Genomic DNA, 22,128 nt, shown 5'->3' with positions numbered 1-22,128 from the left:
AATAAATCAATATGCCTCCCGAAATTTTCATTACTCGAGCCGACTCGCTAAATACTAACCCGGTGAATGTACAATTGGCTTCGGCAGCCGAACTGATTAAAACCGGCCGGTTTGAAGAGCTGTTCGATAAGTTCCTTACCGGCAGCATCGACTTTATAGGTAAACTTCTTATTGCCCTGCTTATATTTTATGTGGGAAAATGGATAATCCGCCGAATCACCAAATTTTCATACAGTGTATTTGAAAAAAAAATCTACGATACCGCGCTGCGCAGTTTCCTTTTAAACATTCTCAACATCCTCCTCTTCACCACTCTTGTCATTATGATAATAAATATTGTAGGCACAAAAACTGTCTCCATAGCGGCACTTATTGGATCGGTAGGACTGGCGGTAGGGTTAGCGGTGAAAGACAATCTTGCCAACTTTGCCGGCGGGGTAATTCTGCTTTTCAACAAACCATTCAAAGGAGGTGACTATATAGAGGCACAGAACGTGTCAGGTACGGTGCGCTCCGTCGGTATTTTATACACCACACTCACCACTCCCGACAACAAGACCGTACATATTCCCAACGGGCCACTTTCAACGGGAAACATTATTAATTACAGTACCCAGCCTACACGTCGCCTCGATCTGAACATCAACGTCGACTACGGGTCCGATGTGGAACAGGTGAAACAGCTGCTGCTCGATATAGCTGAAAAACATCCGAAAGTGCTGAATGACCCCGCACCATTATCGCGAATGGTAAAGATGGGAGACAGCTCAATTGATTTCGTGCTGAGGGTCTGGACATTGTCTGAGGATTACTGGCCGGTTACGTTCGATCTGAACGAACAGTCTTACGAGATTCTTAATGCTAACGGCCTGAATATACCGTTCCCGCAGATGACTGTACATCTGGCCAAAGATCAGGGCACCGCAAAAAAAGGATGAAAGAGGATCTGACTCAGACAAAAAAGAGATAAAAAAGTGAATCTGGTTCCGGCTTGGGACGTAAACCAAATGCCCGTCTTGTGGAACGCAAACCAGAAGCCCGGCATGAAAACACAATTCAGATGACCGCCATGAAACGCAATTCAGATGACCGCCCTGGAACGTAAACCAGATGACCGCCATGGAATGGGAATCAGAACTCCGACCTGAAATGGAAGCGGATCTTCTTAAAGTCCTGCTGCGCCATCATCAAGATATAACTCGATTCTGCCAGAAAAACATCCCTGCCCTCTTTGTCGTGTGCCATATACTGGTATTTCCGTTTTTTGAAATCCTCCAGCTGTACCGCATCATCGCTTTCAATCCAGCACGCTTTGTACAGGTTAAGAGGTTCCCACCGGCATTGTGCACCATACTCATGCAGGAGGCGGTACTGAATAACCTCAAACTGAAGCTGTCCTACTGTCCCAATGATTTTTCTTCCGTTGAACTGATTTACAAAGAGCTGAGCAACGCCTTCATCCATAAGCTGCTCAACACCTTTATGCAGCTGTTTCGATTTCATGGGGTCGGCATTCTCAATATATTTGAACATCTCGGGAGAGAAGCTTGGCAAGCCCTTGAAGTGCAGCTCCTCCCCGGCTGTAAGAGTATCGCCGATCTTAAAGTTGCCGTTGTCGGGCAAACCTACTATATCACCCGCATAAGCCTCATCAAGAATCTCCTTTTTCTGCGCCATAAAGGCTGTCGGCGACGAAAACTTCATCATCCGGTTAAACCTCACATGCTTATAGTTCACATTCCTCTCAAACTTGCCGGAGCAGACCTTTACGAAGGCAATGCATGAACGGTGGTTCGGGTCCATATTAGCATGAATCTTGAAAACAAAACCTGTGAACGGCTCCTCATAAGGTTTCACCACACGCTCAATAGCTTGTACCTGACGTGGCGACGGTGCAATATCAACAAAACAGTCGAGCAGCTCTTTAACCCCGAAATTATTCAGCGCAGAGCCAAAAAAAACTGGTGCCAGCTTACCGGCAAGATACTCTTCGCGATTAAACGAGGGATACACCCCGGTGATAAGTTCCACATCGTCGCGTAGCTTTTTCGACAACCTGTCACCAATATGTGTCTCTAACTCAGGCGATGCAATATCGAGTCGTACCGACTCGGTCACCATCTGCTTGCTGGGCTTATAGAGATCAAGACTGTTACTGTAAAGGTTGTAAACCCCGCGAAACCGATCTCCCATGTCGATAGGCCAGCTGAGGGGCCGCACCGCTATCTGGAGCTCCTCCTCCAGCTCGTCAAGAATTTCAAAAGCATCTTTACCTTCACGATCAAGCTTGTTCACAAAAACCATTACCGGCGTATGGCGCATACGGCACACCTCCATCAGCTTACGCGTCTGCATCTCCACACCCTTTGCAACATCCACCACAATAATCACACTGTCAACTGCGGTGAGTGTACGATAGGTATCTTCCGCAAAATCCTGGTGCCCCGGCGTATCCAGGATATTTATCTTGTGATCATTATAGTCAAACCCCATAACTGATGTGGCGACAGATATTCCGCGTTGCTTCTCTATCTCCATCCAGTCCGATGTAGCGGTCTTCCTTATCTTGTTCGATTTCACGGCTCCTGCCACGTGAATGGCGCCGCCAAAGAGCAGTAATTTTTCCGTAAGTGTGGTTTTTCCCGCGTCGGGGTGACTGATCACAGCGAATGTACGCCGGCGTTGTATCTCTTTTTTCAATGTCATCTATATAATAATTCCTCTATATGAGTTGTTTGATCTGTTTTTCTTCAGATTGAAAGAAACGAGTCTCCTACTACAAAAAGTATCTTTTATTTCTAACGTACAAAAGACTTATTGACTTTCAACACACTATGAATAATTGTTTTTTATATTCAAAGTTCCCGGAGCAGGTCAACAATTAATCCGTTCTACTTCAATAACATAAAACATCGTTTTAGCGACTCCTTCCACTCCGGTATCTCCACATTAAAGGCGGCACATATCTTCGAGAGACTCATCACGCTGTATGCAGGCCGCTGCACAGGTGAACCATACTCCTCAGATGTTACAGGCGACAGCTCACACGATTCAATACCTGCAAGCCTTTTTATTTCCGAGGCAAAACCATACCAGGTAGTATCACCCCTGTTTGAAAAATGATAAATTCCGCTCTTCCATCCATTCTCTTCTGACGACTGCAGAATATGAATTATCATCTCGGCAAGATCGGCAGCATAGGTCGGCGCACCACGCTGGTCGTCTACTATTGTCAGACTCTTCCGCTCCCTCATCAGCCGGATCATTGACTTCACAAAATTATTGCCGAAAGACGAATACATCCACGATGTGCGAATAATAGCCCAGTCGCCGCCTGCCGCCTTCAGTTCTTCTTCGCCAGCCAGCTTCGATTTGCCGTAAACAGACAGGGGGTTTGGTTTCATATCTTCGGTATATGGAACATCGGAAGAGCCATCAAACACATAATCCGTTGAGATCTGGATCACCTTCACGCCCTCCTTTTTTGCAACCCTGGCTATGTTCCCCACCGCTACTGCATTAACCTCGAATGCTTTTTCCACATCATTCTCCGCTTTGTCAACAGCTGTATAAGCAGCACAGTTCACAATATACTCAATCCGATAGTTCCTCACATAAGATTCAACCTGTTGAATATCTGTAATATCAACCCCGCCTACATCTGTAAAAATAAAATGAAACGGCAGATTCATACGCCCCGTCATCGCTTTAATCTCACTGCCCAGCTGCCCGTCTGCCCCGGTCACCAATACATTCTTCTGCACTAATCCGTAAAAAAACTGCTGCTTCGGGGTCTCCTTTTCCGTACCTCCCAAATGTTTGGTCGATGCTGTAAATATTGCCATAAATCTTAATTTTCAAATTAAAACACCTGCTCCTTGTCTATATTCTTATATTTTTCCGATAGTAGGCGCAATAACGCAGTTATCTGTTTCACAGCAACCTGCGTATCAACGGAAATCTCCCTGTTTTGCAGTTTCAGCAGCATGTATCCATACAATGCCGTGAAACAGGTTTCAAGCTCAGGGACATCCTTCTCAATCGACTTGTCACGCAATGCCACTATATGGGGGAGTGTATTATAATACAACCCTATATATTCTGATTCACGTGGATCTTTCAGCAACCTCAGATGAACATCGGTCATATCTGCAATGATATTCTTGTTAATCTGAAGATGCCCTTTCTTCTGTACTCCTTCAGACTTCATCATCATGATGAGCCCCTCAAACCAATCTCTGGCTTTTTCGCGCTCTTCCATCGTCTGGTAAACAGGAACAATAATTGACTGTTTAATCTTATCTATATCCAGTTCGCAGGCGCGCAGCAAATCCTCCACCTGCCACATATAGAGCAGGTATTCTGCTATGTTTTCTTGTTTATCGGGAATTTTCATGCTTTACCGCTTTACCTATCTACGGTTATTCTTATCACGGTTAATGGGATTAACGCGCAATATTTTACCGGAGAGACATAACTTTTCACTAAATTTGCCACAAAAATACAACTTTATGGTCAAGTTTCATATTATTGAATCGGGATATTTTCTCGGTGATGGCGGAGTGATGTTCGGCCCCGTACCCAAAAAATACTGGTCGGCCAAGTATAAGGTGGATGATAATAACATGTGCGTGATGTCTCTCCGGTGCCTCTTTATCGAGATAGGAAATAAGCTGATCCTGGTGGATGCGGGACTTGGAGAAAAGCACGATGCCAGATTAAAATTCTACCGGCCTTTCAACCGGAAGGTTATCACAGAAGAGATCCAAAAGATAGGGTACAAGCCTGAAGAGGTAACCGATGTTATTCTTACCCATCTCCATTTCGATCACTGCGGCGCAAGCACAACCTTCAACGAAAAAAAGGAGGCTGTCCCCACCTACCCTAATGCCACCTATCACGTGAGCCTCACCCAGTGGAAGAACTACCGCAACCCGTCGCTTTTCGAGAAAGGATCCTTTTTCCCCGAGAACATTGAACCGGTATACGATGCGGGACAGCTGCGGTTCGTCCTTGAAGATATGCAGTTCGATGAACATATCCGGCTGGAACTTTACGATGGCCACACCCCAGGTCAGATAGTGGTGCTCTTCGATACAGAAGAGGGAAACTATGCCTTTCCGGGTGATGTGGTGCCCACTTCCCTCAACCTTTCGCCGGGCTGGCTATCAGCCTACGACAATAGCGTAGCTGTAGCAATGGAAGAGAAACTGCGTTTTTTGGAAAAGGCAAAGAGAGACAGTCGTACCCTTATCTTTTACCACGACGCTTACACTCAAATGGCTCAAGTATAAATCCGATATAAATCCGACACAATTATGTGGAAAGAAATTTTATTTGCCTATTAGAACCTGCGTCTGCTGGAACTCCGGCAATGGTGATCGTTGTCGGGCTACACCCTTATAAGCGTCCTGCTACGTATCACAGCCGTTTGAGCACAATTAAAAATCGCAAGTTAAGTCCGGAACCGCTTCCTGAAATAAAAAAACAGGCAAGCGCCGAGATTACATTCCAAAGCTGTGCAGGGCAATCTTATCCATGAAGAAACTGAACAGTCCAACAACAAGTATACCGGCCGTGCAGAGTATCAGGCTTGCCTTATTATAAGCATCCGTCCTAAATGGCTGAATCGGGTTTTCGCTGCTGTCTATAAACATTGCTTTCACCACAAGCAGGTAATAATAGAGTGAGACAATAGTGTTGATAACAGCGACAAGCACCAGCAGGTAAAATCCCTTTTCCAGGGCAGCGGCAAAGACAAAGAATTTGCTGAAAAAACCGGCCAACGGCGGAATTCCTCCCAGCGAGAACATTGCCAGCATCATCACCAAACTAATTCGCGGATTCGTTGCATACAAACCCTTATAATCATCAATATTCACTTTGCCCGAATGGTTCTCAACAGATGTTACCACTCCAAAGGCAGCAAGATTGGAAAACAGATAGACAAATATGTAATATACAAGAGCAGTCATCCCGAACGCCGTCCCCCCAACGATACCCAGCACAATGTATCCGGCCTGGGAGATCGAAGAAAATGCCAGGAACCTTTTCAGGTTCTTCTGCCTGATGGCGAACAGGTTCGCAAGTGTGATACTAGCGATAATCAGCCCGTACAGGATACCCTGCCATTGCACAAAAAGGTTCCCGAACACCTTGTAGAGCAGCAGCATCAGCACAAATGCCGCCGCCCCTTTCGATACCACCGAAAGGTATGAGGTGACCACGGTAGGCGCTCCCTCATACACATCGGGAGCCCAAAGATGAAACGGCACTAGAGATATTTTGAAGAACATCCCTGCAGCAAAAAAGACAAAAGCCATTATCTGCAGCGCGTTAGCATCTATCATGGCTGGCATATCGGCAAAATAAAGCGTACCCGTTGTACCGTAGAGGTATGAGATTCCGAACAGCATTATACCCGATGAGAATGTAGCTGAAAGAATATATTTAGCACCCGCTTCTGCCGACTTGTTGCTGTACTTCTCCAGAGCGGCAAGCGTTGCCAAGGGAATGGATGCCATCTCCAGTCCTATATAGAACATCAGGAAATGGCCGCTTGAAATCATAAAATAAAAACCCAGCAGAGTGATTAGCGTGATAAAATAATATTCACCCTTTTTATTGTTTAGCCGCTCCCGGTTGAAAACCTCTGCCGCCTGTAGGAATATGATGATTACAGCAATATTCAGGATGGTTTTAACCACCCCCATCACCGGCACATAACTGTACATCCCGCCAAAAGCACTCCCCGACTCACAGGGCTGCAGGTTAAAAACGGTATGGAGAGTAAGCAGGGCAATAGCTACAACCTGAAAATACTTCATTCCCTTCGCGCCGGCAATCAGATCATACAGTACCAGCGAAATAATAACAATCACCAGGGATACCTCGCTGCGCATGAACATATAATTACTCAAATAATCCATCTCTCTGTCTCTCTTTTTTTTGTTTCTTTATTTATAATTTTTCAATGCCCGGTACCAAACCGGCCTTATTATGCCACCGATACAATTCCGGTTTTATCTGCCATCGGCACAGTGGCGGCCTTATCGTGCCAGCTGTGCAATCACACCACTCATGCTCTCGTTCAGCATATCCGAGAGTCCCAGCGGAAACGAACCTATATACACAATTCCGGCAATCAATATCACCACCACCAGCTTTTCATACCAGACGGCATCCGTCAACTGTTCATGATGCGGATTTTGCAAAGGCCCGTAGAGGAATCTACCCACCATCCTCAATATGTAAACCGCCGTAACCACTATCGACGATATTGCCACTACCGTCAACACTCTTCTGAACAGATCTGAATTTTCAAACGAACCGGTGAAGATGGTCATCTCCGATACAAATCCACTCAACCCGGGGAGTCCCAGCGATGCCAGTCCGGCAATCACAAAGGCAACACCAAGGAACGGCATCACCTTCATAAGCCCCCCCATCTCGGTAATCATACGAGTATGAGTCCGCCCGTATATCATCCCTATCAGTGCGAAAAAAAGAGCAGTCATCAACCCGTGTGAGAGCATCTGAAGCACAGCTCCGGTCATAGACGTCCGTGTAAACATCAATATGGCAAAGAGCACAAGATTACAATGGCTCACTGAAGAGTAAGCGTTTATATATTTCAAATCGCGCTGGTGAACAGCCGCTAACGAACCGTAAATAACACCTGCCGCTGTAAGCACTATGAAAAAGGGCGAAAGCAGGCGGGCAGCCTCAGGCATAAGGCAGATAGCTACCCTGAAACAGCCATATCCGCCCAGCTTCATCAATACGCCGGCATGAAGCATCGAAACTGCCGTAGGAGCAGAGGCGTGACCGTCCGGCGACCATGTATGAAACGGGAACAATGCACCAAGGACGCCGAACCCGAAAAACGTAAGCGTAAAGAATAGAAGCTGTTTATCTAACGGAATATGAATGTTTACAATGTCGGTAATATTCATACTTACGGCACCTGCACTGAAATAGATCCCCAGAATTCCCACGAGCAGGAAGGCCGAAGCGCCCATCAGCATCAGCGTAAGCTTCATGGCAGAGTACTCTTTCTTGCCACTTCCCCAGATACCGATAAGCAGGTACATCGGTATAAGCGCCATCTCATAAAACATAAACATGGTAAATAGGCCGGTAGTGATAAAGAACCCGAAGACACCCGTCGAAAGGAGGCAATACCACAGAAAATACTCTTTGGTAAGCGGCTCAATCTTCCACGATGTAAAGGTACCGGTGAGAACAATTATCGAGGAAAGGCAGATCATCGCCACCGACACGCCATCCACACCAAGCGAAAAAGCGATGTTCAGAGGTTTGTACCACATCAACGATGAAGTAAACAGCATTGGTCCCGATTCGCCGCCATTCCTGGCAATAAGGTAGCGTACCGTCAGATAAGCCGATGACACCACCAACGCCACGCTGCCCGCCACCATTACTCCCAGCACCTGCCTGCGGTTTCGTGCTGCAATCAGTGCTAGTATCATCAGCAGCGGGATAATTACAAATATCGATAAAAAGCTCATATCATCAATTATAAACCTCCGTCCTCACAAAGGGTGAGATGTATTGCAACAAGGAGGTACTGTTTGTCATATAAATATTGTCTGTTATAGTAATATTGTCTGTTATAGTAATTTCAACAGTGCAGGCTCATTTGGGTCGCACGGCTACCATATTGCCAACAACGTAATAAGAAGAGTAGCCAGCAGAAACACCCACGCGTACCACTGCACGCTCCCAGACTGTAACCCTCTTATAGCCTGCGAGGTGCGAAGGGTGGCCCTCCCCAGTCCATTTACAGCCCCATCTATCACATGGCGGTCGAACCATGCAAACGAACGCGATATGCCGTTGAATATAATTTTCTTCGTGATAAACAGATATAGTTCGTCTATATAAAATCTGTTTGATGCAGCCCTGTAAAGCTTTCCAAAGCCTTTAGCCAAATGTGCCGGATATGCGTTATCTCTCCTGTAGAGGTATGCAGCCACCCCTATTCCTGTCAGTGCCACGGAGACACTGATAGCAGCTACTGTCACGTTCAGACGGATTATGTATTGTGTACCATCGGCCGTAACAAATTTCCCGAAAGGGATAAAGCCACCGGCGACGGTCAACAGAGCCAGGAACAGAAGCGGGATAGTCATCGAACGGGGACTCTCGTGAGGCCTTCGACCATCGCGTACTTTATACTCCTTGCGCCAGAATATACTGTAATAGAGCCGGAACATGTAAAAAGCAGTCAGTCCCGCTATCACGGTCATCCATACACCCATTCCCGTGCTAAACCCATAGGCGGCGGTAATTACTTCATCTTTGCTCATAAACCCTGAGAAAGGCGGAATACCTGCTATCGACAGACAGGCAATTAAAAAGGTGATATGCGTGACTGGCATATACCTGCGCAAGCCCCCCATATCCTTCATCTCATTACTATGAACGGCATGTATTACCGAACCCGCGCCAAGGAACAAAAGCGCCTTGAACATTGCATGTGTAAACAGGTGAAACATGGAAGCCATATACCCCACCCCCCCGTGTTCATGCTCACTAAGCCCCATACCTGTGCTTACTCCCAACGCAACCATCATAAACCCTATCTGGGAGATGGTGGAGAAAGCCAGCACACGTTTTATATCGGTTTGCGCTATCGCTATAACAGCGGCAAACATAGCCGTAAATGCACCCACATATGCAATACCATGCAGCACCTCAGGAGTGAAGCCAACATAGACCGGGAACAGGCGAGCAACCAGATAGACTCCCGCCACAACCATGGTGGCAGCGTGAATGAGCGCCGATACGGGGGTAGGTCCTTCCATGGCATCGGGCAGCCATATATGCAGAGGGAACATTGCCGACTTACCGGCACCACCAATAAAAATCAACGCCATAGCCCAGCTCATTGCCGACACGCCCATAAAGGTTGTTCCAAGGGCAGGACCAAAGAGAGAAGCATCTCCCGGTATCAGCACTCCGAAATCGAAAGTCTGCGTATAGTATGAAAGCACCAGTATGCCGATCAGAAAAAACATATCGGCAAAACGGGTCACGATAAATGCTTTCTTGGCTGCAGCCACCGCTGATGGCTTACTGTAATAAAAACCGATGAGCAGGTAAGAGGAGACACCCACCAGCTCCCAGAAGATATACATCTGAAAAATATTGGTTGCTACCACTAACCCTATCATGGAAAAGGTAAAAAGGGAGAGGAATGCGTAATAACGCCCGAACCCTCTCTCTCCTTTCATATATCCTAAGCTGTAGATATGCACCATCAGCGAGACGGTGGATATCACCACCAGCATCATCACAGAAACCTGATCAAGCATGATGCCCAGATCGATATGCAGCTTCTCACCCACATTAAGCCAGGTGAAATTGCAGGGTGTGACTGACTGCCATACTCCGTTTACATTTTGGGTAGTGAAATAGTCAAACGCCGTATAGTATGAGAGCAGCGTCACCAATCCCGCTACAACGGTGCCGCCCGCTCCGGCATTGCGTGGTTTTAATGCAGTTCCCGACAGTCCGATTGCCAGAAACGACAACAGCGGAAGTATCAGAATGAAAATTGTATAGTCCATAATCAATAATTCGGCTCTCTCTTTCGTGAGAACAGTAGAGCTTTATTTTTTCTTTATTCTTTCATTTGTTCTATGTTATTCACCTCGGCGTTGCCGAATCTCCTGTACACGTTAATTACGATGGCAATGGCGACAGCGGTTTCGCAGGCCGACACAGCAATAGCAAAAAGTGCAAAAAAGAGCCCCTCCATCTCCCCGGGATACAGATAGCGGTTGAAAACCGCAAAATTCATGTCAACGGAATTCAGAATCAGCTCAATCGAGATAAGCATCATTATCATATTCTTACGTGTAAAAAAACCGTAGATACCTGCAAAAAACATTATCAGGCTTACAATCAGGAATGCCTGCAAGGGTACCGCTTCCAACGACGTGTTCAAAATAATCTCTCCCATACTCTATTTCTCTTTCTCTTTCTCTTTCTCTTTCTCTTTTCTTGCAATCATAATGGCACCCACCACACAGGCAAGCAATAAAACACTTATTGCCTCAAAAGGAAGCAGATATTGGTACTTTTCAATTCCCAGCATCGCGTGGCCAAGGTCCCGCATCCCTATTTCTCCTCCCTTCAAGTAATTGTACGCCCTAGACACATTATTTACAATAATGCACCCGCAAAAGGCCGCTCCTGCGATGGAAAGGAGTGCCGGGTAATTTATTTTTCCAACAGCTTTGCGCTTCATATCCTCTCCCGGCCTGTGAGTAAGGAAGATAGCCATGATAAACATTATCATAATACCACCCGCATATACGCTCACCTGAACGGTAAAAAGAAAATGATAGTTAATCATCAGAAAGAGTCCTGCGGTCGCCAGTAGTACGAGCAACAGATATATTGCCGAGCGAATGATCCGTTTTGCGGTGACGGCAAGTACCGAAAACAGAGCTATCACGGCCGCCAGTAAGTAAAATATAATTTGTTCAGCCATAATTTAATTCACTGCCTCCTTTTTTTTCTTTTCCCTGAGTTTTGATCCGGGCTTATTGAGCTGATGGACAAGCTTCTTCCTGTCGTACACAGCCCCCTCGAAATCGTTGTTGAAGATGATAGCGCCCGACGGGCAGTTTATAACGCAGAGGTTACAGAAGGTACAGCTTCCGTAATCCCAGATATGCCTGTCAAGCACCCTCTTCTTTTTGCCATTGCCATCCTCCATGGTCGCCGCTACAACCTTGATAGTGCCATTGGGACAGTTCATCATGCAAATACCGCACGCCGTACAGGCATGTTCATTGTTCTCATCGTGAGGCATCACCAGTTCGGCACGCCATCGGCCTGAGATGACCAACCTCTCCCTGTTCTCGGGATACTCCATGGTCACCTTTTTTCTCCAGAACTCTTTCCAGGTAACACCCAAACCGCCAAGCAGCGACCTTGCCGCAGTGAAAATTCCAGTGATATATTTTGTAAGTTTATTCATATTCAGATCAATAAATACTCAAATTGTAAATTTCCGCCCTGTTGATAATGCAACGTTGAAAAACCAAACGTCCATTCTGCAGTACCGGGCAGTAATTTCCCTGGCTGCTGCTAATTCAAACCGAACAGGCCCGGGAACAGGTCAGTCAAGGTCCATCCGGCAAGCACTACCACTACCATTACTATAATATTTACAAGATTTATCGGAAGCAGGTACTTCCACTCAAGGTTGAGAAGAAGGTCGATACGCAGTCGTGGAAAAGACCAGCGGACCCACAAGCTCAGGAATATCAGCACAGCCGTTTTACCAAGGAACCAGGCGTACGAGGGTATATACCACATCACCTGATTAAATGTATCCCACCCCTTTATCTGCACAGGCATCCATCCCCCAAGAAAGACGGTGGTGGCTATAGCTGCAATAATAAACATGTTGAGATATTCTGCAAGATAAAAAAAGCCGAACTGCATACCCGAGTACTCGGTATGGTATCCCGCAGTAAGCTCCCCCTCCGCCTCGGGCAGGTCGAAAGGAGCCCGGTTTGTCTCAGCATGGCCCGAGATCAGGTATATCAGTGAGGCTACTATTGCCGGCAGGTGCCCGTTGAATATGTTCCACACATAGCGCTGGTTCTCCACAATCTCCGAGAGCTGCATCGTACCTGTCATCACAACAACTGTCATCAGCGCGAAGGCGGCCGAAAGTTCATAGCTGATAAACTGGGCGCCGCTACGCATTGCTCCAATCATTGAGTATTTATTGTTGCTCGACCACCCTGCCAGAAGCACTCCTATGACGCCAAGCGACGAGACAGCAAGCAGATAGACGATTCCCAAATTGAAATCTACCACCTGCAATCCCTTACCGAAAGGGATAGCTCCGAAAGCCATCACCGATGAGCATATCACGAAAAAGGGCGCAGCATAGAATAGAAACTTATCCACCCTGTTGATATGTATAACCTCCTTGATCAAAATTTTTACCATATCTGCTATACTCTGTAAAAAACCATATTTACCAAGGCGGTTGGGACCCAGGCGGGCCTGAAAAAAAGCTGTCACCTTTCTCTCTGCGTAAATAAGCACCAGCGCGATGGCTGCGTACGATATGAGAAGTGCTGCAAGAACAATGATGCCTTCAGTCAGCGTTGCCCACACCGGCGGCAGGTTGCCACTAATAAATATGTGGATTTCAGAAATCAAACCGTCCAGTTCTAATGGTTGACTATATTCCATACTTCAATTTTGCATTTTCCTTATATATAATTTGACCTGCCTCTCTATATCATTATCCTGATATTACTGTGACAGGGGTTTCATTTTATTCCTTGTTCAACAGATAAGCTACCTGTCGATATCCGGTATCACGTAATCCATCGAGCCACCTATGCCTATGAAGTCGGAGAGAAGCTCACCCTTGCATATGAGCGGCATCACCGATACCGCGGCAAGCGAGGGCGAACGGAACTTCACCCTGTAAGGGAATTTGCCGCCGTCACTCTCTATAAGCACGCCGAACTCCCCCTTTCCTGTCTCCACACTCTGGAAATAGCGCCCTTCCGGCAGGCGGACGATAGGCTTCACCGGTGTCTGGACCGCTCCTGCGGGTATATTATCTATCAGCTGCTCTATTATATGAAGCGACTCCTCTATCTCTTCCAAGCGGTTCATATAGCGGGCATACGAGTCGCCCCCGGTGCGTATAACCTCTTTAAACTCAACCCTGTCGTACAGTGAGTAGGGTTTATGCCTGCGCACATCGCACGACCAGCCGGAACCACGCCCGGCTGGACCGGTAACACCATAGCTTATAGCATCCTCCAGGCTAAGAACTCCCACCTTCACCATGCGGTTGAGGGCAATAACGTTATGCGAGAAAAAATCATCATACTCCTTCAGCTTCTCCCTCATATATGGAATAAAAGCATTTACATCTTTGCAGAAATCATCATAGATATCGAACATCACCCCGCCTATCACGTTCTGGTTGATTATCAGCCGCCCTCCGCAGGCCTTGTCGAAAATATCCAGAACATGTTCCCGCTCGCGCATCCCGTAGATAAAAGCGGTAGTTGCCCCCAGGTCGTTACAGTGCGTAGCAAACGCCAGCAGGTGTGAGCTTATGCGGTTCAGCTCATCCATGATAACACGTATATACTGAGCCCGCGGCGGCACTTCAATGCCGGCAGCTTTCTCCACGCACATGCAGAGGGCATGTCGGTTTATATTTGCAGAGAGATAATCAAGACGGTCGGTAAAATGCAGGATCTGGGGATATGCCATACTTTCGCAAAGCTTCTCTATTCCCCTGTGGATATAGCCACTGTGAATATCTATCTTCTTTACTATCTCCCCGTCCAGGGCCGTGCGGAAGTGCATCACGCCGTGCGTTGAAGGGTGCTGCGGACCGATGTTGACAATGTAGTCATCATCATCAAAAACGGGCGTTGTGCTCTCCACCAGGTTCCCAGCAGCATCTTCAGTAATACCGGGAGCGGTATCCGAAAATTCCCTGCTGGCAATCGTAACGGGATTAAGCGCAGGATCACCGTCATAGTCCTTGCGCAGAGGGAACCCTTTCCAGTCGTCCGGCAACAAGAAACGGCGCATATCAGGGTTGTTAATAAAGCGTATGCCAAACATTGCATACACCTCTCGCTCGTTGAGGTGAGCCGCATTATAGATATCCGTCACAGAGTAAAGCAACGGATTATTCCGGTCGCCCACTGAGGTTATTACAACAATCTCATTTCCCGGGCTTTTTGACGATGAAAGCTGGTATATAACACCAAGCCTATCGTTCCAATCCATGCCGGTAAGGCTTATAAGGTAATCGAAAGGGATCCTTTCGCAGGTGCAGAGGGCTTTTATCAGAGGGTGCAAAAGGCCCGGCTCAACAGTCACGGTCAGCCTCTCCTTCTCTTCTATCACAGCATTGCCTGCAGCAGAGAGCACAACCTCTTTAACAACCTCTTTTAAATCTACTATCATAAAACAAGCATCTTGGTTATTGAACTTCAGAAAAAATAAATCAATGCATACACAGCTAATAAAGTTCAGTGGGTAATTTGCGGTGATCGACAGGCAATGTCCAGCTACCTGCATTCACCAATTTCACCGGGACAGGCTTCAAATTCATTCCCCGGGTCTATGGCCTCACCCGTTTCCGGGTCCCTCAGCATATCGGGGTTATAGGGACGGACGATACGTTTGTTGCCGAAGAACCTCTCAACCTTCACCTTGCGCTGCAGCTGGAGCAGCCCGTAGAAAAGCGACTCGGGACGTGGAGGGCAGCCGGGGATATAGACATCCACCGGAATAACCTTGTCTGCGCCGTTCACAACATTATAGGAGTTCACAAAAGGGCCTCCCGAGATGGCGCACGATCCCATGGCTACAACATACTTCGGTTCGGCCATCTGGTCATATACACGCCGCAGCAGTGGCGCCATCTTATTCACTATTGTCCCCGCAACAATCATCAGATCAGCCTGGCGGGGACTGTTGCGCGTCACCTCCATGCCAAAGCGTGCCAGGTCGTAATGAGCAGCAGCGGCAGCCATAAACTCAATGCCGCAGCAACTTGTGGCAAAAACAAGAGGCCAGAGCGAGTTGCTCCTCCCCCAGTTGACCATCTCGTCAAGCTTGCCTGTCACCACATTTACATTAGCCTCATTCAGCCGGTCAATATATACCTGCAGTGTCTCATTATCCTTGAACTCGCCTGAAGGAAAGTCCTTGATCTTTATATCTTTCAGTTCCATTTCAGCACCCCCTTTCTCCAGGCGTAGGCAAGGCCCAGTCCTAATATCACGATAAATAAAAGAATATTAACCAGGCCGGGCACCCCTAATTCCCTGACTACCGTCGACCACGGAAGAAGGAATATTGTCTCCACATCGAACATCAGAAAAAGAATAGCATAGAGGTAGTATCCCACCCTGAACTGCATCCATGATGTACCATGCGTAGGTAATCCGCACTCATAAGGCTCGCCCTTCTGAAAATTGACAGAGCTTGGGCAGAGCAGCCGGGCAATAGTAATGCTGGCTGCTACCAGTGTGACTCCGGTAAGAAAGATCACTACGAATAGTGATAAGTTATCCATAAATATTGTATTGAATTATTACGATTATGTACAGCTTCTATTGCAGGCATTTTTTCATAACGATGTCACATGAAGGCACCTTCCTGAAACATGTCGTTGAAGCTTTACAGAATAAAAAAAGGATATTTCCTAAAACGTGGCAAAGGTAGCAATTTATTTGTTATAAAAATAAAATAAAAAAACAGCACCAACTACGACGGCCGACCCGATAAGGAATATACCCTCCACATCGGGCTACGGTATCACCGTTTTTTATATTATATATCGAATAAAAAACAATCAATGAATGAATTTCATTATTTTAGCAAAAAAACGTATCTTTGTTGTTATTTAAGAAAATCGACCGATAGAAATTCCCAATCGTTTAATTTATAAATAATTAGTACTCGAATGAAAAAGTTATTATTCATTTCATTAGCATTTATGACACTACTTTCCTGCACCAACACCAAGAGCAGCAAAAGCTCAGGTGAAGCCGGAAGCATTTTCTTTACCGAATATGACACACAGTTCGGTATGCCTCCGTTCGATAAGATTACTTTTAGTGATTACAAACCGGCCTTTCTTAAAGGGATGGAAGAGCAATCCGGAGAGATTGACGCCATCGCCGGTAACCAGGAGGCGCCCACTTTTGAAAACACCATCGCAGCATTAGACAACAGCGGAAAAATGCTGACACGCGTCTCTCGACTGTTCTACGGATTAAAAAGCGCCGAAACAAACGATTCCATTCAGGCGCTGGCTGAAGAGCTTTCTCCTCTTCTGTCAGAGCATAACGACAATATCTACCTGAACGGAAAGCTTTTCGACCGTATAAAAACGCTTCACGACGATACAACAGGCATGAACCTCACTACCGAACAGTACCGGTTATTAGATAACTATTACAAAGATTTCGTACGCTCCGGCATCATGCTGGGTGAAGCCGAAAAGACAAGGCTGCGGGAGATCAACAAAGAGCTCTCTGCACTTACACTTAATTTCGGGAATAACCTGCTTAACGAGACAAACAATTTTAAGCTTGTTATCGACAACAAGGATGATCTTGCAGGCCTTCCCGAAGGAGTGATTGCCGCTGCGGCCGAAGCAGCCAAGGCTGCAGGTGAAGAGGGGAAATGGGCCTTCGGGCTGCAGAAACCCAGCTGGCTGCCTTTTTTGCAATATTCAGAGAAACGCGATCTGCGCGAGAAGCTTTATAAAGCCATGTATAACCGTGGCGACAACGATAATGAGAACGACAACAAAAGGATCATCAACGATATTGTCAACCTACGCATCGAGAAAGCACAAATGCTTGGTTACAAAACACATGCCGATTTTATTCTGGAGGAGAACATGGCTAAAACTCCGGCTAATGTTTACAAGCTGCTTAACGAAGTGTGGGACTACGCACTTCCGCAAGCAAAGAAAGAGGCTGCAGAGCTGCAGGCACTCATTGATGCAGAAGGCGGAAACTTTAAGCTGGAGTCGTGGGACTGGTGGTACTACACCGAAAAACTGCGCCAGCAGAAATATTCACTTAACGAAGAGGAGATCAAGCCCTACTTCAAGATGGAAAACGTACGTGAAGGGGTGTTTGAAGTAGCCAACAGGCTCTACGGGCTGAGTTTTAGAAAGCTGGAAAATGTCCCCGTATATAACCCCGAGGTGGAAGCGTATGAGGTGCTCGATGCCGACGGATCACACGTTTCGGTTTTCTATACCGACTATTTCCCGCGTGCAGGCAAGAATGCCGGCGCATGGATGAGCAGCTTCCGCGGTCAACAGGTGCTCGACGGAAAAAACATAAGGCCTTTAGTTTATAACGTGGGCAACTTTACACGCCCCACAGAATCAACACCTTCGCTGCTTACACTCGACGAGGTGGAGACACTTTTCCATGAATTTGGCCACGCACTTCATGGCATGCTATCCAACGTAACCTATGCCGGGGTTTCGGGTACCAGCGTTCCTCGCGACTTCGTAGAGCTCCCTTCACAGATCATGGAGCACTGGGCATTCCATCCCGAAGTACTCAAACTATATGCCAGGCATTATCAGACAGGCGAGGTGATTCCCGATGAGCTGATTGCCAGGATCGACGCCGCTTCAAAATTCAACATGGGTTTCATAACAACCGAGTTTGTTGCTGCAGCTCTGCTCGATATGGATTACCACACTCAAAGCGAAAAGAGGGAGTTCGATGTGCGCAGCTTTGAAACAAAATCGATGGAGAAGATCGGGCTTATCAAAGAGATTATCCCGCGCTACCGCAGCACTTATTTCTCTCATATCTTCAGCGGTGGCTACTCAGCAGGGTACTACGCTTATCTATGGGCAGAAGTGCTTGATGCCGATGCATTCCAGCCGTTCGTAGAGAAAGGTGTTTTCGACAAGGCAACAGCTACCTCATTCCGCGAAAATGTGTTGTCAAAAGGTAACTCCGATGATCCGATGGTGCTATACAAAAAATACCGCGGCGCTGAACCCAATCCAGTCTATCTGCTCAAAAACAGGGGATTTGTAGAGTAATAATTACTCACCAACAAATATCCATGTCACCGGATTAGTTCATTGAAAATAATCCGGTGATATTGTTCTTAAAAAGATAAAAAAAACGTATATTTGCACGCTTAAAACAAGGAAGCTCGTATTATGCCTCTATTTTTAACTCGTGAATAACGGTTACCAGCCTGCAAAATAACAAATTGTAAACAAAAAGTAATATTGAAATGCAAAACAAAGGATTTATTAAAGTTTTCAGTATTATCCTTACTGCTATCTGTCTGTTCTATCTCTCCTTCACCCTGGTGGGAAGGCAGTACAGCAAGAAAGCGGATCAATACGCCAATGGAAACTTAGCCCTCAAGAGTCAGTATCTTGATTCATTATCCACCGAAAAGGTTTACCTAAACTACACACTCAAACAGGTTCGTGAAAAAGAGATCGGACTGGGACTCGACCTCAAGGGAGGGATGAACGTTGTTCTCGAGATCGATGCAGCACAAGTGCTCTCTTCGCTGGCAAACACCGATGACCCCCTGTTTAATCAGGCACTGAAAGAGACTATTGTGCAAAACAGGCGCGGCAGCTCTTCAGACTTCATCTCACTGTTCCGTCAGAATTACGAAAGGATAGCACCTGACGGCAAGCTGGCCAATATCTACAGCATCACCATGGGTGACAGGGTAAGCCCCTCTGCCACAAACGACCAGGTGATATCGGAACTACGCAAGGAGCTTGTCAGCGTTGCCAATAACTCTTTCAACGTGCTTGCTACGCGTATCGACCGTTTCGGGGTGGTTGCACCAAACATACAGCGGTTAGACCGTGCCGAAAGAATTCTTGTGGAACTTCCCGGAATTACGGAGCCGGAACGTGTGCGCAACCTGCTGCAGGGTAGTGCCAACCTCGAATTTTGGAAGACCTACAACGTTAACGAGCTAGGCTCCTATTTCAACGAGATGAACGCCAGGTCGGGCGAGTATGCCGCAGCAAAGCGTTCGGCAAAAGCAGACGGTGACGGCAGCGAAACAGCACCCGGTGATACCGTTGCAGCCAAGGCAGAAGAAGCAGCCGAAGTCTCATTTGCCCTTACCGATTCACTTCTTGCCGAGGTGACGGGCGAAGGTGAAGAGATAGTCATAAACAAAAGCTTCATAGAGTACTTCAATGAGCCCTACTTCGCCATGAGCGGTGCTTCAGGGCCTATAGTCGGAAGCGTTTCAAAGCTCGACACCGCAGAGGTCAACTTCCTACTAACGCGCTACAAAGATATATTCCCCGCCGATGTAAAATTCAAATGGGGTTTCAAGCCCATCGATCAGCGTGAGACCTATTTCCAGCTGTTCGCTCTTAAAGGTGATGGCAGTAAACGAGGCCCCGCGCTTGAAGGCGACGTGGTAACCAATGCCCGCGCCGACCAGGGCCAGCATGGTTCTGCCTGGGAGGTGAGCATGAGCATGAACTCCGCCGGAGCCAGCCGCTGGTCCACCATCACCGGAGCCGAAATCGGCAAATCCATCGCTATCGTACTTGATGGTTTTGTATATTCTGCGCCAACTGTTAACAGCCGTATCGACGGAGGGCGTTCATCAATCACCGGGAACTTCACTCCTCAGGAGGCCCAGGACCTTGAGAACGTGCTCAAATCGGGCAAGATGCAGGCAGGAGTACGCATAGTACAGGAAGATGTTGTTGGCCCTTCTCTCGGACAGGAAGCTATCCGCGATGGGCTGGTGTCGTTTATCATCGCACTTGCCGTACTGTTTCTCTTCACCTGCTTACTATACGGATTTATCCCCGGCACTGTAATAAACAGTGCACTGCTCCTTAACTTCTTCTTTACTCTTGGGGCACTTGCTGCATTCCAGGCGGTACTCACACTGCCAGGTATTGCCGGTATGATCCTCTCCCTCGCCATGGCAGTCGATGCCAACGTGCTAATCAACGAGCGCATAAAGGAGGAGATGGCAGCGGGGAAAACACTCCGGAGGGCACTTGAAGATGGTTACAAGAATGCTTTCTCGGCCATCCTCGACTCTAACCTGACAACCATCATCACCGGTATCATACTTGCAATATTCGGCGTTGGTGCCATCAGAGGATTTGCCATAACCCTTATTATAGGTATAACCGCCTCTTTCCTCACAGCAGTATTCCTCACCCGAATGGTGTACGAAACCCGCTTAGGCAAAGGCAAATGGCAGAATCTTACTTTTAATACTCTATTTTCGAAAGCAATCTTCAAGGAGTACAATTTCAACTTTATACGCAACAGTAAGCTTATACTTATTATAATAGGTGCATTTGTTGCTGTCAGCATCATCTCATTCTTCACCCTGAAGATGAATGTGGGTATCGACTTTACCGGAGGGCGCAACTATATTGTTCGATTCGACCAGCCTGTCCGCACGGGCGAGGTGCAGGATGCACTTACACCCTACTTCGGCGAGTCCGTTCGTGTAATAACCATTGGTTCCAGCAACCAGGTGCGTATCTCCACCAACTATATGATAGACTCCGATGGATCAACCGTTGAGGAAGAGCTGCGCGGGCTATTAGCCGAAGGGCTTAATGAATTCATGACTCCCGGCAAGAGTATCGACGATCATATTCAGAGTTCTCAGAAGGTGGGTCCGAGCATTGCCGAAGATATGATAAAAAATGCCTTCCTGGCACTCTTCATAGCGCTCATATGCATGGGGCTCTATATCCTGTTTCGTTTCCGCAACATGGGATTCTCCCTTGGTACAGTTGCGGCACTTGCTATCGATGCCTTCTCGGTTATAGGCCTTTATTCGCTCCTATGGAAGATAATGCCCTTCTCCATGGAGCTCGATCAGACCTTCGTGGCGGCTATCCTTACCATTGTGGGTTACTCTATCAACGACAAGGTGGTGGTGTTCGACCGTGTGCGTGAATATATGCATCTCTATCCCAAGCGTGGACTGTTAGATCTGTTCAACGACTCAATGAACGCTACACTGGCACGTACCATCAACACGGGCTTGAGTACCATCCTCGTAATCATCTGTATCTTGTTCTTCGGAGGCGATGCAGTAAGAAGCTTCGTCTTCGCAATGCTTATAGGAGTGGTTGTAGGTACTGTCACCAGTCTCTTCGTTGCCTCTCCCGTAGCTTACAGGGTTATGCTGAAAAGCCATGTCAAGGCAGAAGAGAAAAAAAATTAATAAATTAAGAGTTCATAAAATCATTTTGTAAAACGGGTGGCGTTACTGCCACCCGTTTTCTTTTGAAAAAGAGTAAAAAATGAAAAAGAGTTAGCTCGTATCATAATTTTTTTTTACTTTTGCACTCTCAAATCAAGCCACAATAGCTCAGTTGGTAGAGTAACGCATTCGTAACGCGTGGGTCGCGAGTTCAAGTCTCGCTTGTGGCTCTACTCATGAAAAGTACCTCCAGCCTGCAGATTTTAACAGCCGTAACTACTTAATAATATTTAATTAGCCTGTTCCTGCTTTAATTTTTGTATCTTTGTAAGAGGTTGGCCAAAAGCTGCCCAA

At 46.9% G+C, this 22,128-nt stretch carries 17 protein-coding genes and 1 tRNA gene; 5 read left to right on the top strand and 13 right to left on the bottom strand.

What is annotated here, in order from left to right:
- The first annotated feature begins 11 nt into the window (after positions 1-11).
- The gene (locus KDN43_RS11290; RefSeq protein ID WP_238866217.1) at positions 12-938 is read left to right on the top strand and encodes a mechanosensitive ion channel family protein; all 927 of its coding nucleotides are present in this window, start codon (positions 12-14) and stop codon (positions 936-938) included.
- A gap of 193 nt (positions 939-1,131) precedes the next feature.
- On the opposite strand, the gene KDN43_RS11285 is transcribed toward KDN43_RS11290, so the two are convergent.
- The 3 genes from KDN43_RS11285 to KDN43_RS11275 form a co-directional block, all read right to left on the bottom strand.
- Positions 1,132-2,706 (bottom strand): peptide chain release factor 3, encoded by a 1,575-nt coding sequence (locus tag KDN43_RS11285; RefSeq protein WP_238866214.1) that lies wholly within the window; start codon positions 2,704-2,706, stop codon positions 1,132-1,134.
- Positions 2,707-2,891: 185 nt separating this feature from the next.
- On the bottom strand, positions 2,892-3,845 hold the full coding sequence (rfbD, locus tag KDN43_RS11280; RefSeq protein WP_256448704.1) for a dTDP-4-dehydrorhamnose reductase: 954 nt from the start codon (positions 3,843-3,845) through the stop codon (positions 2,892-2,894).
- A 17-nt stretch (positions 3,846-3,862) separates the two neighbouring features.
- Positions 3,863-4,396, bottom strand: coding sequence for a DUF4924 family protein (locus KDN43_RS11275; protein ID WP_238866212.1), 534 nt, complete (start codon positions 4,394-4,396; stop codon positions 3,863-3,865).
- Positions 4,397-4,511: 115 nt separating this feature from the next.
- On the opposite strand from KDN43_RS11275, the gene KDN43_RS11270 reads away from it, so the two are divergent.
- A complete protein-coding gene (locus KDN43_RS11270; protein WP_238866210.1) occupies positions 4,512-5,294 on the top strand; it encodes an MBL fold metallo-hydrolase in 783 nt (260 codons plus the stop codon).
- Positions 5,295-5,504: 210 nt separating this feature from the next.
- Here KDN43_RS11270 and KDN43_RS11265 read toward each other — a convergent pair whose 3' ends face one another.
- The 10 genes from KDN43_RS11265 to KDN43_RS11220 form a co-directional block, all read right to left on the bottom strand.
- Positions 5,505-6,929, bottom strand: a complete 1,425-nt coding sequence (locus KDN43_RS11265) for an NADH-quinone oxidoreductase subunit N (RefSeq protein WP_238866208.1) — start codon at positions 6,927-6,929, stop codon at positions 5,505-5,507.
- Between the two features lie 120 nt (positions 6,930-7,049).
- The gene (locus KDN43_RS11260) at positions 7,050-8,531 is read right to left on the bottom strand and encodes a complex I subunit 4 family protein (protein ID WP_238866206.1); all 1,482 of its coding nucleotides are present in this window, start codon (positions 8,529-8,531) and stop codon (positions 7,050-7,052) included.
- A 144-nt stretch (positions 8,532-8,675) separates the two neighbouring features.
- Entirely contained in the window at positions 8,676-10,595 is a 1,920-nt protein-coding gene (gene nuoL, locus KDN43_RS11255) for an NADH-quinone oxidoreductase subunit L (protein WP_238866205.1), read from the bottom strand.
- Between the two features lie 53 nt (positions 10,596-10,648).
- Complete coding sequence (nuoK, locus tag KDN43_RS11250; RefSeq protein WP_238866204.1) at positions 10,649-10,990, bottom strand: NADH-quinone oxidoreductase subunit NuoK; 342 nt, start codon at positions 10,988-10,990, stop codon at positions 10,649-10,651.
- A gap of 3 nt (positions 10,991-10,993) precedes the next feature.
- Positions 10,994-11,524: an NADH-quinone oxidoreductase subunit J family protein gene (locus tag KDN43_RS11245; RefSeq protein ID WP_238866202.1), complete on the bottom strand. Its 531-nt coding sequence runs from the start codon at positions 11,522-11,524 to the stop codon at positions 10,994-10,996.
- Positions 11,525-11,527: 3 nt separating this feature from the next.
- Entirely contained in the window at positions 11,528-12,016 is a 489-nt protein-coding gene (locus tag KDN43_RS11240; protein ID WP_238866200.1) for a 4Fe-4S binding protein, read from the bottom strand.
- A 110-nt stretch (positions 12,017-12,126) separates the two neighbouring features.
- Positions 12,127-13,251 (bottom strand): NADH-quinone oxidoreductase subunit NuoH, encoded by a 1,125-nt coding sequence (gene nuoH, locus KDN43_RS11235; protein WP_238866198.1) that lies wholly within the window; start codon positions 13,249-13,251, stop codon positions 12,127-12,129.
- Between the two features lie 108 nt (positions 13,252-13,359).
- Positions 13,360-15,006 (bottom strand): NADH-quinone oxidoreductase subunit D-related protein, encoded by a 1,647-nt coding sequence (locus KDN43_RS11230; RefSeq protein ID WP_238866197.1) that lies wholly within the window; start codon positions 15,004-15,006, stop codon positions 13,360-13,362.
- A 104-nt stretch (positions 15,007-15,110) separates the two neighbouring features.
- The gene (locus KDN43_RS11225) at positions 15,111-15,779 is read right to left on the bottom strand and encodes an NADH-quinone oxidoreductase subunit B (RefSeq protein WP_238866195.1); all 669 of its coding nucleotides are present in this window, start codon (positions 15,777-15,779) and stop codon (positions 15,111-15,113) included.
- Positions 15,770-16,123 carry an NADH-quinone oxidoreductase subunit A gene (locus tag KDN43_RS11220; protein WP_238866193.1) on the bottom strand — a complete coding sequence of 118 codons (354 nt, stop codon included), beginning with the start codon at positions 16,121-16,123 and terminating at the stop codon, positions 15,770-15,772. Before KDN43_RS11220 ends, KDN43_RS11225 begins: the two co-directional genes overlap by 10 nt.
- A gap of 390 nt (positions 16,124-16,513) precedes the next feature.
- On the opposite strand from KDN43_RS11220, the gene KDN43_RS11215 reads away from it, so the two are divergent.
- The 3 genes from KDN43_RS11215 to KDN43_RS11205 all read left to right on the top strand — a co-directional run bounded on the left by KDN43_RS11215 (position 16,514) and on the right by KDN43_RS11205 (position 22,004).
- Positions 16,514-18,634, top strand: a complete 2,121-nt coding sequence (locus KDN43_RS11215) for a M3 family metallopeptidase (RefSeq protein WP_238866191.1) — start codon at positions 16,514-16,516, stop codon at positions 18,632-18,634.
- A 200-nt stretch (positions 18,635-18,834) separates the two neighbouring features.
- On the top strand, positions 18,835-21,795 hold the full coding sequence (gene secDF / locus KDN43_RS11210) for a protein translocase subunit SecDF (RefSeq protein WP_238866189.1): 2,961 nt from the start codon (positions 18,835-18,837) through the stop codon (positions 21,793-21,795).
- 136 nt (positions 21,796-21,931) lie between these two features.
- A tRNA-Thr gene (locus KDN43_RS11205) sits at positions 21,932-22,004 on the top strand.
- Positions 22,005-22,128: the final 124 nt, after the last annotated feature.

This window comes from Proteiniphilum propionicum (genome assembly GCF_022267555.1).
GTDB lineage: Bacteria > Bacteroidota > Bacteroidia > Bacteroidales > Dysgonomonadaceae > Proteiniphilum > Proteiniphilum propionicum.
This window is presented reverse-complemented; position numbering and strand designations above follow the sequence as displayed.